14 protein-coding genes and 1 tRNA gene are annotated in these 13,544 nt (G+C 60.8%); 10 read left to right on the top strand and 5 right to left on the bottom strand.

What is annotated here, in order from left to right; all coding sequences use genetic code 11:
- Positions 1–124 precede the first annotated feature (124 nt).
- The 7 genes from ROSMUCSMR3_RS11095 (at position 125) to ROSMUCSMR3_RS11065 (ending at position 7,961) form a co-directional block, all read left to right on the top strand.
- Positions 125–916 (top strand): N-formylglutamate amidohydrolase, encoded by a 792-nt coding sequence (locus ROSMUCSMR3_RS11095; RefSeq protein ID WP_081507356.1) that lies wholly within the window; start codon positions 125–127, stop codon positions 914–916.
- Positions 909–1,505, top strand: coding sequence for a TRAP transporter small permease subunit (locus ROSMUCSMR3_RS11090; RefSeq protein WP_081507355.1), 597 nt, complete (start codon positions 909–911; stop codon positions 1,503–1,505). The genes ROSMUCSMR3_RS11095 and ROSMUCSMR3_RS11090 overlap by 8 nt, the downstream gene beginning before the upstream one ends.
- A complete protein-coding gene (locus ROSMUCSMR3_RS11085; protein WP_008279765.1) occupies positions 1,505–2,827 on the top strand; it encodes a TRAP transporter large permease in 1,323 nt (440 codons plus the stop codon). Before ROSMUCSMR3_RS11090 ends, ROSMUCSMR3_RS11085 begins: the two co-directional genes overlap by 1 nt.
- A 53-nt stretch (positions 2,828–2,880) precedes the next feature.
- Complete coding sequence (locus tag ROSMUCSMR3_RS11080) at positions 2,881–3,915, top strand: TRAP transporter substrate-binding protein (protein WP_008279766.1); 1,035 nt, start codon at positions 2,881–2,883, stop codon at positions 3,913–3,915.
- A 92-nt stretch (positions 3,916–4,007) separates the two neighbouring features.
- A complete protein-coding gene (locus ROSMUCSMR3_RS11075) occupies positions 4,008–5,363 on the top strand; it encodes a glutamine synthetase family protein (protein ID WP_081507354.1) in 1,356 nt (451 codons plus the stop codon).
- Between the two features lie 52 nt (positions 5,364–5,415).
- Entirely contained in the window at positions 5,416–6,819 is a 1,404-nt protein-coding gene (locus ROSMUCSMR3_RS11070; RefSeq protein ID WP_420541221.1) for an aldehyde dehydrogenase family protein, read from the top strand.
- On the top strand, positions 6,816–7,961 hold the full coding sequence (locus ROSMUCSMR3_RS11065) for an iron-containing alcohol dehydrogenase (RefSeq protein ID WP_081507353.1): 1,146 nt from the start codon (positions 6,816–6,818) through the stop codon (positions 7,959–7,961). The genes ROSMUCSMR3_RS11070 and ROSMUCSMR3_RS11065 overlap by 4 nt, the downstream gene beginning before the upstream one ends.
- A gap of 38 nt (positions 7,962–7,999) precedes the next feature.
- On the opposite strand, the gene ROSMUCSMR3_RS11060 is transcribed toward ROSMUCSMR3_RS11065, so the two are convergent.
- Together ROSMUCSMR3_RS11060 and ROSMUCSMR3_RS11055 are read right to left on the bottom strand one after the other, a co-directional pair.
- Complete coding sequence (locus ROSMUCSMR3_RS11060; protein ID WP_081507352.1) at positions 8,000–9,160, bottom strand: geranylgeranyl reductase family protein; 1,161 nt, start codon at positions 9,158–9,160, stop codon at positions 8,000–8,002.
- 3 nt (positions 9,161–9,163) lie between these two features.
- Complete coding sequence (locus ROSMUCSMR3_RS11055; RefSeq protein ID WP_081507351.1) at positions 9,164–9,619, bottom strand: Lrp/AsnC family transcriptional regulator; 456 nt, start codon at positions 9,617–9,619, stop codon at positions 9,164–9,166.
- Positions 9,620–9,738: 119 nt separating this feature from the next.
- Here ROSMUCSMR3_RS11055 and ROSMUCSMR3_RS11050 point away from each other — a divergent pair, with 119 nt between their 5' ends.
- The 3 genes from ROSMUCSMR3_RS11050 to ROSMUCSMR3_RS11040 all read left to right on the top strand — a co-directional run bounded on the left by ROSMUCSMR3_RS11050 (position 9,739) and on the right by ROSMUCSMR3_RS11040 (position 11,958).
- Positions 9,739–10,785: a Glu/Leu/Phe/Val family dehydrogenase gene (locus ROSMUCSMR3_RS11050; RefSeq protein ID WP_081507350.1), complete on the top strand. Its 1,047-nt coding sequence runs from the start codon at positions 9,739–9,741 to the stop codon at positions 10,783–10,785.
- A gap of 87 nt (positions 10,786–10,872) precedes the next feature.
- Entirely contained in the window at positions 10,873–11,796 is a 924-nt protein-coding gene (locus ROSMUCSMR3_RS11045) for an orotidine 5-phosphate decarboxylase (protein ID WP_081507349.1), read from the top strand.
- An 88-nt stretch (positions 11,797–11,884) separates the two neighbouring features.
- A tRNA-Gly gene (locus ROSMUCSMR3_RS11040) sits at positions 11,885–11,958 on the top strand.
- 16 nt (positions 11,959–11,974) lie between these two features.
- Here the strand turns inward: ROSMUCSMR3_RS11040 and pyrF are convergent.
- From pyrF to ROSMUCSMR3_RS11025, 3 genes are all read right to left on the bottom strand, one after another.
- Positions 11,975–12,667, bottom strand: a complete 693-nt coding sequence (gene pyrF, locus ROSMUCSMR3_RS11035; protein WP_081507348.1) for an orotidine-5'-phosphate decarboxylase — start codon at positions 12,665–12,667, stop codon at positions 11,975–11,977.
- A 56-nt stretch (positions 12,668–12,723) separates the two neighbouring features.
- On the bottom strand, positions 12,724–12,978 hold the full coding sequence (locus tag ROSMUCSMR3_RS11030) for a hypothetical protein (protein WP_008279776.1): 255 nt from the start codon (positions 12,976–12,978) through the stop codon (positions 12,724–12,726).
- A gap of 135 nt (positions 12,979–13,113) precedes the next feature.
- Positions 13,114–13,368 (bottom strand): hypothetical protein, encoded by a 255-nt coding sequence (locus ROSMUCSMR3_RS11025; protein ID WP_008279777.1) that lies wholly within the window; start codon positions 13,366–13,368, stop codon positions 13,114–13,116.
- Positions 13,369–13,544 lie beyond the last annotated feature (176 nt).

The raw sequence follows: 13,544 nt of genomic DNA, 5'->3' as shown, positions 1-13,544 counted from the left end.
CGGCTCCTGAACGGGTGCTGTCGAAACAGGCAGGCCGGATGGCAATCCGACAATGCCTTCTGGAAATATATTGACACAAATTTCCCCATGTGGAAACATTTTTACAAATGCCGCAGGGGGGCGCATGACACGCAATCTGAACTGGGATGATTCTGACGTGGTCGAGGTGATCGGTGCGCAGGCCAATGGCCCGGTTCTGATCCTGTGCGAGCATGCCTCGAATGTCATCCCCGCACAGTATGGCGGGCTTGGGCTGAGTGCAGAGGCGCGCAGCAGCCATGCAGCCTGGGATCCCGGCGCACGCGCGGTAGCGGTACAGCTGGCGGAGGCGCTTTGCTCACCAATGGTGGCCGCCACCGTGTCGCGCCTCGTCTATGATTGCAACCGCCCGCCCGAGGCGACAAGTGCGATGCCAGACCGCTCTGAGGTGATCGAGGTGCCGGGCAATCGTGGACTGAGCGCCGCGGAACGCGCCCAACGGGTGGCGCAGGTCTATACGCCGTTTTGCAGCGCGGTTCGCCAAGTAATCTGCGCACGCAAAACGGCTGGGCTGGCGACAGCGCTGGTTACCATCCACAGCTTTTCGCCGGTATGGTTCGGAGCGCAGCGTGACTGCGAGATCGGCATTTTGCATGACAGTGACACGCGCCTGGCTGATGCCATGCTGGCTGAAGCGCACCGCCTGCCCCACCGCGTGATCCGCCGCAATGATCCCTATGGGCCAGAGGATGGCGTCACCCATTCGCTACAACTGCACGGGCTGGCGCACGATCTGCCCAATGTGATGATCGAAATCCGAAATGACCTGTTGCAAGGTGCGGAAAGCCAAACCCGCCTCGCGAATGAGGTTTTGACCCTGCTGCGTCCGGCGTTGAACGTCCTTGGCGAGACCGTCAAAGGGGGCGCCCATGCCTAGGATCGTTTGGGCCTATATTCGCGCCATTGACGCCATGAACCGCTTTATCGGGCGGGTCGCGATGTATCTGATTTTCGTGCTGATCGGCGTGCTGCTGTGGTCGTCAGTGTCCAAGACATTCTTCAACCCCTCGCTCTGGACGCTGGAAACCGCGCAATTCGTGATGGTGGCCTATTACGTTCTGGGCGGGCCCTATTCGATCCAACTGGGCAGCAATGTGCGCATGGACCTGTTTTACGGGGCTTGGTCCGTCCGCACAAAGGCGTGGGTGGATGCCTTTACGGTGTTCTTCCTGCTGTTTTATCTGGGGGTGCTGCTCTATGGCGCTGTAGGCTCTACCGCTTATTCGCTGGGGTATTTCGGGACAGAGCCGTTTTCGTGGTTCTGGCAGGTATTCAAGACGCTCGTGACCCAAGGGCCAACGGCGGCGGGCGAGATGTTCGGCTTTATGGAACGGTCTTCGACCGCGTGGCGGCCTCTGATCTGGCCGATCAAGGCCGTTCTGTGCCTTGGCGTATTCCTGATGCTGTTGCAGGCACTTGCAGAGCTTTGCCGCGACATCCTTAGGCTAAAAGGCGAGGCGGTCTGATGCCCTATGAAATGATCGCCCTCTTGATGTTTTCTTCGATGATGCTGATGCTCATGACCGGGCAGCGGGTATTTGGCGCCATCGGATTTGTAGGCGCGGCGGCGGCGATGCTGCTCTGGGGTGTGGGCGGGGTGGATGTGCCCTTTGCCAGCGCAATGAAGCTGATGAAGTGGTATCCGCTGCTGACGCTGCCGATGTTCATTTTCATGGGCTATGTTCTGTCGGAATCCAAGATCGCAGATGATCTCTACAAGATGTTCCATGTCTGGATGGGGCCGGTACGGGGCGGTCTGGCGATTGGTACGATTGGGTTGATGGTGCTGATTTCCGCGATGAACGGCCTATCCGTGGCGGGCATGGCGATTGGGGCCACCATAGCCCTGCCAGAGCTGTTGCGGCGCGGCTATGACAAGATCATGGTGACGGGGGTCATTCAGGCGGGCTCGTCCCTTGGCATCCTTGTGCCACCGTCGGTGGTGCTGGTGCTTTATGCAATGATCGCACGGCAACCGGTGGGGCAATTGTGGCTGGCGGGGGTTCTGCCGGGGCTGATGATGGCCACAATGTTCATCATCTACATCTATGTGCGCTGCCGGATTCAGCCCGAGCTTGGTCCGGTGCTGCCAGAGGAAGAGCGCAATGTGCCCTTGGCGGAAAAGCTGCGGTTGTTGCGCGCGGGCCTGCTGCCGCTGGTGATCTTTGCCACGATGATGATCCCCTTTGTCAAAGGCTGGACAAGCCTTGTGGAAAGCTCGGCAATTGGCGCGATGGCAGCCTTTGTGGCGGCGGTGCTCAAGCGACGGATGACGCGAGAGGTGTTCGAGACCTCGGTGCGCAACACGCTGGCGATTTCGTGCATGTTCATGTGGATCATTCTGGCCGCCTTGGGCTTTGGCGCGGTGTTCGACGGATTGGGCGCGGTCAAGGCGATTGAATATCTCTTTACCGAGCAATTGAATCTCAGCCCGTGGATGATCCTGATCCTGATGCAACTCTCGTTCATCTTGATGGGCACGTTTTTGGATGACACCGCGATGCTGGTGATTGTCGCACCGCTTTACGTGCCGCTGGTGGGCGCGCTTGGCTTTGATTTGATCTGGTATGGCGTGCTTTATACGATCACCACGCAAATTGCCTACATGACACCGCCCTTTGGCTATAACCTCTTTCTCATGCGGGCCATGGCGCCACCGGAAATCAGCCTGCGCGACATCTATCGCTCGATTGTGCCATTTGTCGGCGTGATGGTGCTGGCGCTGGTTCTGGTGATGGTGTTCCCGCAAATCGCCCTCTGGCTGCCAGAGTATGTTTACGGAAAATAACCCCGAGAAGAGCCCTGGACAGGGGCCGGATTTCACAACAAGGAGAGAAGACGATGACCACAAGACGCAAGTTTCTGACCGCTGCTGGAGCGGGCGCGCTGGCCGCTCCGCTCGCCACACCCGCGTTGGCGCAATCCAAGATCACTTGGCGGATGCAGACCTATGCCGGGGCCGCGCTGGCCGAGCATGTGGTGAAACCCGCCATCGACATGTTCAACAAGATCGCAGGCGACCGGATGCAGATCGAGCTTTTCTTTGCCGATCAGCTGGTGCCGACAGGCGAGTTGTTCCGCGCCATGCAACGCGGCACGATTGATGCGGTACAGTCCGACGATGACAGCATGGCAAGCCCAACCGAAGTGACGGTCTTTGGCGGCTACTTCCCCTTTGCAAGCCGCTACAGCCTGGATGTGCCCGTACTTTTCAACCAATACGGGCTGAATGAAATCTGGGATGAGGAATATTCCAAGGTCGGCGTCAAGCATATCAGCGCGGGCGCATGGGACCCCTGCCATTTCGCCACCAAAGAGCCGATCAACAGCCTCAAGGATCTGGAAGGCAAGCGCGTCTTTACATTCCCGACGGCGGGGCGGTTCCTGACGCAGTTCGGCGTCGTCCCCGTAACCTTGCCGTGGGAAGACATCGAGGTTGCGGTGCAGACCGGCGAGTTGGACGGAATCGCATGGTCGGGGATCACCGAAGATTACACGGTGGGCTGGGCCGATGTGACCGACTATTTCCTGACCAACAACATCTCGGGCGCTTGGGCCGGGTCGTTCTTTGCCAATATGGACCGCTGGAACGAACTGCCCGAGGATCTGCAAACCCTGTTCCGGGTCTGCTGTGACCAGTCGCATTACTATCGCCAGTGGTGGTATTGGGGCGGCGAGGCCAGCCTGCGCGTCAATGGGGACAAGATGAAGCTGACCACGATTCCCGATGCCGAATGGCAGCAAGTCGAGGATGCAGCCCTTGTGTTCTGGGATGAGATCGCCGCCGAAAGCCCGACCAAGGCCAAGGTTGTCGAAATCTTCAAGAAATATAACGCCGACATGCAAAAGGCCGGTCGGCCCTATCGCTATACCTGATAACACCGCCCCCCGGCATCACACCGGGGGGCGCTTTTACCCGCAACCCGAAACCATTAAAGACGTTCAGATACGGAAAGACGGAGCACATCATGGGGCTGACATTCGAAACCCTCAAGGCAGAGATCGCGGCGGGCAAGGTGGATACCGTGCTTGTGTGCCTTGTGGACATGCAGGGCCGCCTTATGGGCAAACGCTTTCACGCTGGCCATTTCGTCAACAGCGCGTGGGAAGAGACCCATTGCTGCAACTACCTGCTGGCCACCGATCTGGAAATGACCACACCCGAAGGCTTTGCCGCCACAAGCTGGGAACGTGGCTATGGCGACTATGTGATGAAACCCGACCTGAGCACGCTGCGCCCAATGCCGTGGCTCGAAGGCACGGTGATGGTGCTCTGCGATGTCTTGGATCACCACACCCATGCACCGGTGCCGCACAGCCCCCGCGCCATGCTCAAGGGGCAAATGGCGCGGCTTGATGCCATGGGCTTTGACGCGATGATGGCGACGGAACTGGAATTCTTCCTGTTTGAGAAAAGCTATGACGACATCCGCAAATCCGGCTATCGCGAGTTGACGCCGCTCTCGGGCTATAACGAGGATTACAATATCTTCCAGACCACCAAGGAAGAGCATGTGATGCGGCCCATCCGCAATCATCTCTATGCCGCCGGTCTGCCCATCGAGAACACCAAAGGCGAGGCGGAGGCAGGGCAAGAAGAACTGAACATCAAATATGCCCCCGCTCTTGATACGGCCGATTACCACACCATCGCCAAGCATGCGATCAAGGAAATTGCATGGCAGCAGGGGCATGCCGCCAGCTTCTTGCCGAAATGGGATCACCGGCGCGTGGGATCTTCCAGCCATGTGCATCAATCGCTGTGGCAGGATGGAAAACCCGCGTTCTTTGATCCCCAAGACAGCCTTGGGATGTCGCAACTGATGAAGCATTACATGGCGGGCCTGCTGAAATACGCGCCCGACTACACCTATTTTCTCGCCCCCTATATCAACAGCTACAAGCGGTTCCAAAAGGGCACCTTTGCCCCCACCCGCATCTTGTGGTCGGTGGACAATCGCACAGCGGGCTTTCGCCTCTGTGGCGAGGGGTCCAAGGCGGTGCGCGTCGAATGCCGCGTGGGCGGATCGGATCTCAACCCCTATCTCGCCATGGCGGCGATGCTCGCAGCAGGGATCAAGGGCATCGAGGACAAGCTGGAACTGGCCCCGCCCGCGACGGGCGATGCCTATAGCGGCCAGACGGGGCGCATCCCGGAAACGCTGCGGGATGCCTATCACACCCTCAAGCAGTCTCAATTTCTGCGCGAAACCTTTGGCGACGAGGTCATAGATCACTATGCCCGTGCCGCTGAGGTCGAGATCGAGGATTTCGACCGCGTGGTCACGGATTACGAGGTGGCGCGCGGATTCGAGCGGGCCTGAGTGCCGCACGCGCGGATTTGAGTATTTTTGGAACGACGAAAGGACGGGCACCATGCCCGCGATCAAGGATGCGATCATGCAAATGTTGAAATGTATCTCTCCCATTGACGGAACGGTCTATGCCGAGCGCCCCGTCCTGACGCTGGAGGCGGCGCAAGCGGTGGCGGCCCGCGCGCGGGCAGCACAGGCGGCATGGGCCGCGCGCCCCCTGCAAGAGCGTATTGATCTGGTGATGGCCGGTGTCGCCGCCATAGGCGCGATGAACGACGAGATCGTGCCGGAACTGGCGCATATGATGGGCCGCCCGGTGCGCTATGGCGGCGAATTCCGCGGCTTCAACGAGCGTGCAAGCCATATGGCAACGATTGCCGAGAGCGCGCTGGCGGATATCGCCGTGGGCGAAGATGCCACCTTCCTGCGCTATATCAAGCGCGTGCCGCATGGGGTGGTTTTCGTCGTGGCCCCATGGAATTACCCCTATATGACCGCGATCAACACCGTGGCGCCCGCGCTCATCGCGGGCAATACCGTGGTGCTGAAACATGCCACGCAAACGCTGTTGGTGGGCGAACGCATGGCACGTGCGTTTCATGCTGCGGGCGTGCCGGAGGATGTGTTCCAAAACGTGTTTCTGGATCATGACACCACATCGGCGCTGATTGCGGGCGGAGCGTTCAATTTCATCAACTTCACCGGCTCGGTGGGCGGCGGGCGCGCGATGGAGCGCGCGGCGGCGGGCACCTTTACGGGGCTTGGGCTGGAATTGGGCGGCAAAGACCCCGGTTATGTGATGGAAGACGCCGATCTTGACGCCGCCGTCGAGACGCTGATCGACGGGGCGATGTTCAATTCGGGTCAATGCTGTTGCGGGATCGAGCGGATTTATGTGCATCAGAGCCTGTTCGATGCCTTTGTCGAGAAATCCGTGGCGCTGGTGAATTCCTATAAACTGGGCAACCCGATGAACGCTGAAACCACTATCGGGCCAATGGCCAATGTGCGCTTTGCCGCAGAGGTGCGTGCACAGGTGGCCGAAGCGCTGGAAATGGGGGCAAAGGCGCATATCGCCACGATGCCCGAGGACGACGGTGCCGCGTATCTGACGCCCCAAATCCTGACCAATGTCAGCCACAAGATGCGCGTCATGCGCGACGAAAGTTTTGGCCCCGTGGTGGGCATCATGCCGGTGTCCTCGGACGAAGAGGCGATTGCGCTGATGAATGACAGCGAATTCGGCCTAACCGCCAGCCTCTGGACCGCCGATGTCGACCGCGCGCAGGCGGTGGGCGACCGCATCGAGACCGGCACGGTTTTCCTCAACCGCGCCGATTACCTCGATCCCGGCCTCTGCTGGACCGGCTGCAAGAACACCGGGCGCGGCGGTGGTCTGTCGGTGATCGGCTATCACAACCTCACGCGCCCCAAATCCTACCATCTCAAGAAGGTGACGAAATGACCCTGACTGCCAACTGGTCCTATCCGACCGCGATCAAATTCGGCGCTGGCCGGATTGCTGAACTGCCCGCCGCCTGCGCACAGGCCGGGATCAAGCGCCCACTTCTTGTCACGGACAAGGGGCTGGCGGGCCTGCCTGTCACGGCGGGGGCGCTCGATATCCTCGAGGCCGCAGGCCTTGGCCGGGCGATGTTTTCCGAAGTTGATCCCAACCCCAATGAGATCAACCTTGCCGCCGGTGTTGCCGCCTATCAGGCAGGCGGGCATGACGGGGTGATCGCCTTTGGCGGTGGCTCGGGTCTTGATCTGGGTAAATGCGTGGCCTTCATGGCGGGGCAGACACGGCCCGTGTGGGATTTCGAGGATGTGGGCGATTGGTGGACACGCGCCGATGCGGATGCCATCGCGCCGATCATCGCCGTGCCCACCACCGCCGGAACCGGCTCGGAAGTGGGGCGCGCCAGCGTGATTACCAATTCCGTGACCCATGCGAAAAAGATCATCTTTCACCCCAAATTCCTGCCCACGGTCGTGATCTGCGATCCCGAACTGACCGTCGGCATGCCAAAATTCATCACCGCTGGCACCGGGCTTGACGCCTTTGCGCATTGCGTCGAGGCGTTCTCTAGCCCGCATTACCACCCGATGTCGCAGGGCATCGCGCTAGAGGGTATGCGCCTTGTGATCGACTACTTGCCGCGCGCCTATGCCGATGGCACGGATATCGAAGCGCGCGCGCAGATGATGAGTGCGGCCGCGATGGGGGCCACCGCGTTTCAAAAGGGTCTGGGCGCGATCCACGCCATGAGCCATCCGATTGGCGCGCATTTCAACACCCATCACGGCACCACCAATGCGGTCTGTATGCCAGCAGTGCTGGATCTGAACGCCGACGTGATCCGCGCCCGGTTCGACCGGGCGGCGGGATATCTCGGCATAACCGGCGGCTACGATGGCTTCCGCGCCTTTGTGCAGGACTTCAACGACAGCCTCGGGATTCCGCGCAGCCTGCGTGATCTCGGTGTGACCGAGGCGGCGATTCCCGACCTCGTGCGCGATGCGCTGACCGACCCAAGCTGCGGCGGCAACCCGGTGACGCTGACCGAGGCCAATCTGACGGCGCTGTTCAAAGCGGCACTCTGAAGGTTTGGGGGACAGCGTCCCCCATCCTTCCATCCCTGTCAGAAACGTGCGCGCAGGGCCAGTAGCCCAAGGCGGGGCAGGCGGAGCACGAGACGGGTCAGTATTTGACCATACTCGACCTCGCCCGCCATCAGGCGCAAATACTCATGGCGCAAGGTGGAGGAGCGTCGAAAGGCACGGGCAAACCCAGGCTCGAGCGCAGGCAGAAAGATCACTGGACGGATCAGCCGCGCCATACGCAGGGCGCGATGCACGGGACGCAACGCGCGGCGATAGTGACTGAGTGCAGTCTGGGGCCGCCCCGCGTTCAGCGCCGCAAGGGCCGCCTTTGCCGCCAATTGCCCGCTCTGCATGGCATAGCCGATGCCTTCGCCAGTGATCGGATCAACCAACCCCGCCGCATCGCCTGCAAGCAGCACGGCGCCCTGCCCCGGCATTTTGCGGAAATCTCCAAAAGGCAGGAATTGACCTTTGACGTGCAGGTCTGCGGCGTCAATGCCCAACATCTCGCAATAGGCTGACATGGCCTGTTTCATATCCGCGTTCTCCGACAAGAGACCGCCCACCCCAACCGTGGTCGAGCACCGTTTGGGAAAGACCCAGCCATAGCCCCATTGCGCCGCCGCCAGATCAATCCGGATTGGCCCCGCAGGATTTAGATGCGCGCCGCGCGCCTCAATCTCAAGCCCAAACCCAATGCGCTGCCGGTCAAATGGCTGACCAAAGAGCGCACGCGCCACTTGGGAATTGACACCATCCGCGCCAATCAGAACCTCATACTGCAGTATAGCGCCGTCTTTGAGCGTCACTCTCCGCGCGTCACAGTCGATCTCGGCCACTGCATGCCCGGTATAATCCTGCGCCCCAGCCGCCATCGCATGCCCGCAGAGCATCGCATCCATATCCCAGCGCATTGTGGCGCAAAGGGCTGGCGCGTCCTCGATCAGACCCACCGGCTGACCACGATAGCGGAAATCCACCGTAGTCTTGCGGTCCTGTGGATCAAATGGCATTTCATGCCCGAAAATCTCGGCGTAATGCCGCCGCGCGCGTCCGGTGATGAGGCCACCACAAAGTTTTTCGCGTGGAAAGGTCTTGCGGTCGATCAGGGCCACGCGCAGCCCGGCACGCGCCGCCACATAAGCAGCCGAGGCACCGGCAGGCCCGGCCCCTATGACGATCACATCGAACCGCTGCACCGCTCAGACCTCTGGCAGCGCGTCGCGCCGGATCATGGTACGCAACGCGAAACTTGACCGCATGGAGCGGATACCGGGTGTCTGCATCAACCCATCCTCAAGAAACCGGTCAAAATCTTTCAGGTCTGCCGCCACCACCCGCAAGAGGACATCGCGTGTGCCGGTCATCAGGTAGCATTCCATCACCTCATCAAACCGCCGAAGTCGGTTCTCAAACGCTGTGATCGCATCACGGGTGTGGTGCTCTAACTCGACAAAGATGAAGGCATTCAGTGGCAGGCCAAGTTTTTCCTGATCCACGCGCGCGGCATAACCCGTGATGACCCCATCGGATTCAAGCCGGGCAATGCGCCGCGCCAGAGGCGTGGGCGACAGGCCCACTGCCGTCGACAAATCGGCCAATCGCTGACGTCCATCGCGTTGCAGGGCGGCGATGATCTGGCGGTCAATGCGATCCATTTTTCCTGTTTTGCCCCCTGTTGTTAGAGATATCACCCAAAAGTCACACGCGATTGACATGAGTTTGCTGTTTTATCGCGCCTGACCGCTCTTACCTTGCGGGCAAGGAGGAGTCCAACATGCTCACACGTCTTGCCAGCCCAACCCATGAGGAAGTTTACCGCGTCGAGGATCACGCCAGCGGATTGCGCGGATTTATCGCGCTACATTCCACACGGCTTGGCCCGGCTGCGGGCGGATTGCGCATGCGCGTATACGAGGGTGACGACGCCGCCCTTGAGGATGTGCTCAACCTGTCGCGCGGCATGAGTTACAAGAACGCCGCCGCCGGTCTGCCGTTGGGCGGGGGCAAGGCGGTTATTCTTGGGGACCCCGCGCGCGACAAGACGCCGGCGTTGCTGCGCGCCATGGGCCGTGCGATCAACATGCTGCAAGGACGCTATTGGACCGCCGAGGATATGGGCATGTCGCCCGAGGATATGGCTGAGCTTGCCCGCGAAACGCGGTTTGTCGCGGGGCTGGATTGCGGGGCGCATGCCAGTGGCGATCCCTCGCCAGTGACGGCGCGCGGTGTCTTGGGCGCGATGCGCGCCGGCGCGGCGCAGCTTTGGGGCACAGACACCCTCAGCGGTCGCCATGTGGCGGTGCAGGGGCTGGGCCATGTCGGCTGGCACCTCTGCCACTTGCTCCACGAGGCGGGCGCAAAGCTGAGCGTGGCGGATATGAACCCGGCCCATGCAGACAGCACGGTACGCGAATTCGGCGCAACCATGGTCGATCCGCGCACCATCCATGCCGTTGACGCGGATATCTTTGCGCCCTGTGCCATTGGTGGCGTGCTCAATAGCCGGAGCATCCCCGAGATCGGGGCAAAGATGATCTGTGGTGCCGCCAATAACCAACTGGCTACGCCCGAGGATGCAGAGCGCCTGCGCGCGCGCAGCATTCTCTATCTGCCCGATTACGTCGCCAATGGTGGCGGGATCATCAATGTCGCTGCCGAAATCCTGCGGATCAGCCCACGCGCGCCTTGGGTCGAAGAGCGGCTGGGCGCGATGCAGGCGCGCATGGCACATATCCTGACGCGCGCAACGGGCGAAGACCTGAGCCCTGCAACCCTCGCGGATCGGATGGTTGAGGAACAATTGCTGCAAGTGGCGGTCTGACGCCGACATCATCCTGTCCAAGGATGACGGCAATTGAGCCGGTGCGCGTGCGCTGTTAGGTTGGCATAAACCGCACCGGAGAACCTCATGCCGCAGATCGCCATCACTTTTGCCCTGATCCTCGGACTGGTCGGGGGGGCAGAGGCGCAAACCGCGCTCAGTGAGCGAGTAAGCCTCGCACATGGCACCTTCAGCAACGGTGGCGGCTTGACCATTGCGACCGAGTTGCGCCCCACGACCGATGGGCGCACCGCCCTGTGCGGAGTATGGTCCGAGAGCGAGAGCCAATCGAGCTATACCAAAGGTGCCGCCCGCGAGATCGTGCGCTTGGCGACGGTGTATGTGGATGGCCAGCGCATTGCGCAGAATCTGGGGGACCTGCCCCAGATCGCCCCACGGCTTGATTACGCGGGTGCGCCAGCGGGGTGCATCCTGACCACTCTGACGTGGCAGACGGGCCGCGTGCCCGAAGTATTCATGCCGCGCAAGCAGATCAGCCGCAGCAGTGGCGGCGGCAGTGGTCCGCAGATCGACTTTGCCCAGACCGGCACCGGCGCGATGAGTACGGCGCTGGAGGTTATCCCGCTTTTGGTCCGTAACAGCCGCACCCTGCCGCTTTCGAGTGCATCGCAGGTTATCGAGGGGCGCTATAGCAGCGGTGGGGGCCTGCGCCTTGCCGCCGAACTGCGGCCGATCAATGGGCGTGCGCATCTTTGCGGGGTCTGGTCCGACCTGCCGGGTCAGGACGCTCAAACCGAGGGGCTGGGGCGCGAGATTTTGCGCCGCAGTCACGTGATGCAATCAGGCCAAGAAATTGCGCGGGATCTGGGCAATCTGCGCCGCGTTTCGGCGCGCGGTGACTACACCGGCGCCGAGGCCAGTTGCCTTGACCTTAAACAGCCGTGGCGCGCTGAACAGGCAGAGGTGCCGCTGACGCTGCACCTGCCAGATACGGTGGTCTATCGCAGCACCACCCCCAAGGGGCAAACTGTGATCCGCTTTGGCGCGTGAACCAAACCCGACATTCCGTTTGCACAGGCCTGACCCACAAGTTTTCGCTTGAAGCTGGCCAAGTGACGGTGCTATCCACAGCTCCGCGGCGGGTATGGTGAAAAGGTATCACGAAAGCTTCCCAAGCTTCAGTTACGGGTTCGATTCCCGTTACCCGCTCCAGAAATTCCAGACTTTCTCAGCCACGCAATTCCGACAGAATCGCCTCGGCCGCCGCGCGTGGATCTTGTGCCGCCCAAATGGGCCGGCCGACGACAATGTGGTCGGCCCCGTCAGCGATGGCCTGTGCCGGGGTTGCCACCCGCTTTTGGTCACCCAAAGCGCTGCCTTCAGGGCGCACACCCGGTGTGACGATCAGGCGACCCTTAGCTTCGGGCAGGGCACGGATCATCGCCGCCTCTTGCGGGCTGGCAATGACCCCATCGGCCCCGGCGTCAAAGGCACGGCCCGCGCGTTCGGCCACCAGATCAGGCAGATCGCCCGATTTGATCATCCCAGCATCGAGATCGGCGCGATCAAGCGAGGTGAGTATCGTAACCGCAAGGATTTTCATCGGCTTGCCCGAGGCCCCCTCTTTGGCGGCGCGCACCACATGCGGATCACCATGTACGGTCAGGAAATCCAGATCGAACTGGGCCAGTCCCCGCACCGCCGCCTCGATCGTGGCGCCGATGTCAAAGAGCTTCATGTCGAGGAAAATTCGCTTGCCTTGCTCGGTTTTCAACTCGTTAGCGAGGGCCAATCCGCCCCCCGTCAGCATGCCAAGGCCAATCTTGTAAAAGCCGACCGAGGCACCCAATTGCTCTGCCAATTGGAGACCCTCCAGCGCATTGGGCACATCAAGGGCTACGATCAGGCGGTCATCAGTCATGGGGCGCGGTCCTCTGCTGTCGGATAGCGCCCTTGTCGCGGCGGCGATGCGCGGCGTCAAGCCTCTGCGCACATCCCGTCAAAAGCGGTATCAGCCAAGGTGATCTGACGCCCGTTGCGCCGAAACTCAGGCAAGCGCTGCAATTGGCGCAAGGCATCCAGCCACAATGCGTTATGGCTCGCCTCTTTTGCTGGCACCGTGACATTCAGGCTGATTTGGCCGGTTTCCGTTTCCAGCAACAACACGCCACTGACGCAGGCAGCGTGACTATCACGGCGCATCTCGCGCGCGCGGACCTTGATGATATGCATCTTACGAACCTTATTACTCTTTACAGGGCAAACGGCGCATGACGCCGGTTGTTTACAGGCTTGATACTAAAGATAGCCTTACGCGATTTCACGGTGAAATCACGACGATTTTGCATCTTTTTTCGGGATGCGGAGTCAGGCGGCAATTGGTGGCACAGGGCGGACAGTCGCCCGGCGCAGCCGAAGGTCGGACCGGCCAGAGCGATGCAGATACCGCGCATGCTCCATCAAACCGTGAGTCACCCTTGCGAATTCTGCGGTCAGAGGTGCCCGGAAAAGCACGGGATAAACCAACCGTTCCTGCCCGTCGACCACTTCGGCCCGCGCGAAAAAGGCGGACCATTCGGGATTGTATCCGATCGCTTCCAGTCTCACTGCCTGCTCTGTCATGGCTTCTATCCTCTTTATAGGGCGACATAGCCCTGTGGATAACTCTGCGACAGATCGGTATTGCAGCAGGTCCTGCCAAGTCCCTCTCACGAAAAAGTGCCGCTCACGCGATTCCGGCGCGATCCGTCTTGAACCTCACGGCACTGTTACCCATTTATGGTGAGAGGTCCCCGACC

Source organism: Roseovarius mucosus (genome assembly GCF_002080415.1).
GTDB lineage: Bacteria > Pseudomonadota > Alphaproteobacteria > Rhodobacterales > Rhodobacteraceae > Roseovarius > Roseovarius mucosus_A.
Note: the sequence above shows the minus strand (reverse complement) of the source record. Positions and strands in the feature narration are given on the sequence as shown.

What these genes read in the sequence shown, in the direction of transcription:
- ROSMUCSMR3_RS11095 (WP_081507356.1), top strand. Translation starts at nt 125, where the DNA reads ATGACACGCAATCTGAACTGGGATGATTCTGACGTGGTCGAGGTGATC.
- ROSMUCSMR3_RS11090 (WP_081507355.1), top strand. Translation starts at nt 909, where the DNA reads ATGCCTAGGATCGTTTGGGCCTATATTCGCGCCATTGACGCCATGAAC.
- ROSMUCSMR3_RS11085 (WP_008279765.1), top strand. Translation starts at nt 1,505, where the DNA reads ATGCCCTATGAAATGATCGCCCTCTTGATGTTTTCTTCGATGATGCTG.
- ROSMUCSMR3_RS11080 (WP_008279766.1), top strand. Translation starts at nt 2,881, where the DNA reads ATGACCACAAGACGCAAGTTTCTGACCGCTGCTGGAGCGGGCGCGCTG.
- ROSMUCSMR3_RS11075 (WP_081507354.1), top strand. Translation starts at nt 4,008, where the DNA reads ATGGGGCTGACATTCGAAACCCTCAAGGCAGAGATCGCGGCGGGCAAG.
- ROSMUCSMR3_RS11070 (WP_420541221.1), top strand. Translation starts at nt 5,416, where the DNA reads ATGCCCGCGATCAAGGATGCGATCATGCAAATGTTGAAATGTATCTCT.
- ROSMUCSMR3_RS11065 (WP_081507353.1), top strand. Translation starts at nt 6,816, where the DNA reads ATGACCCTGACTGCCAACTGGTCCTATCCGACCGCGATCAAATTCGGC.
- ROSMUCSMR3_RS11055 (WP_081507351.1), bottom strand. Translation starts at nt 9,619, where the DNA reads ATGGATCGCATTGACCGCCAGATCATCGCCGCCCTGCAACGCGATGGA.
- ROSMUCSMR3_RS11050 (WP_081507350.1), top strand. Translation starts at nt 9,739, where the DNA reads ATGCTCACACGTCTTGCCAGCCCAACCCATGAGGAAGTTTACCGCGTC.
- ROSMUCSMR3_RS11045 (WP_081507349.1), top strand. Translation starts at nt 10,873, where the DNA reads ATGCCGCAGATCGCCATCACTTTTGCCCTGATCCTCGGACTGGTCGGG.
- pyrF (WP_081507348.1), bottom strand. Translation starts at nt 12,667, where the DNA reads ATGACTGATGACCGCCTGATCGTAGCCCTTGATGTGCCCAATGCGCTG.
- ROSMUCSMR3_RS11030 (WP_008279776.1), bottom strand. Translation starts at nt 12,978, where the DNA reads ATGCATATCATCAAGGTCCGCGCGCGCGAGATGCGCCGTGATAGTCAC.
- ROSMUCSMR3_RS11025 (WP_008279777.1), bottom strand. Translation starts at nt 13,368, where the DNA reads ATGACAGAGCAGGCAGTGAGACTGGAAGCGATCGGATACAATCCCGAA.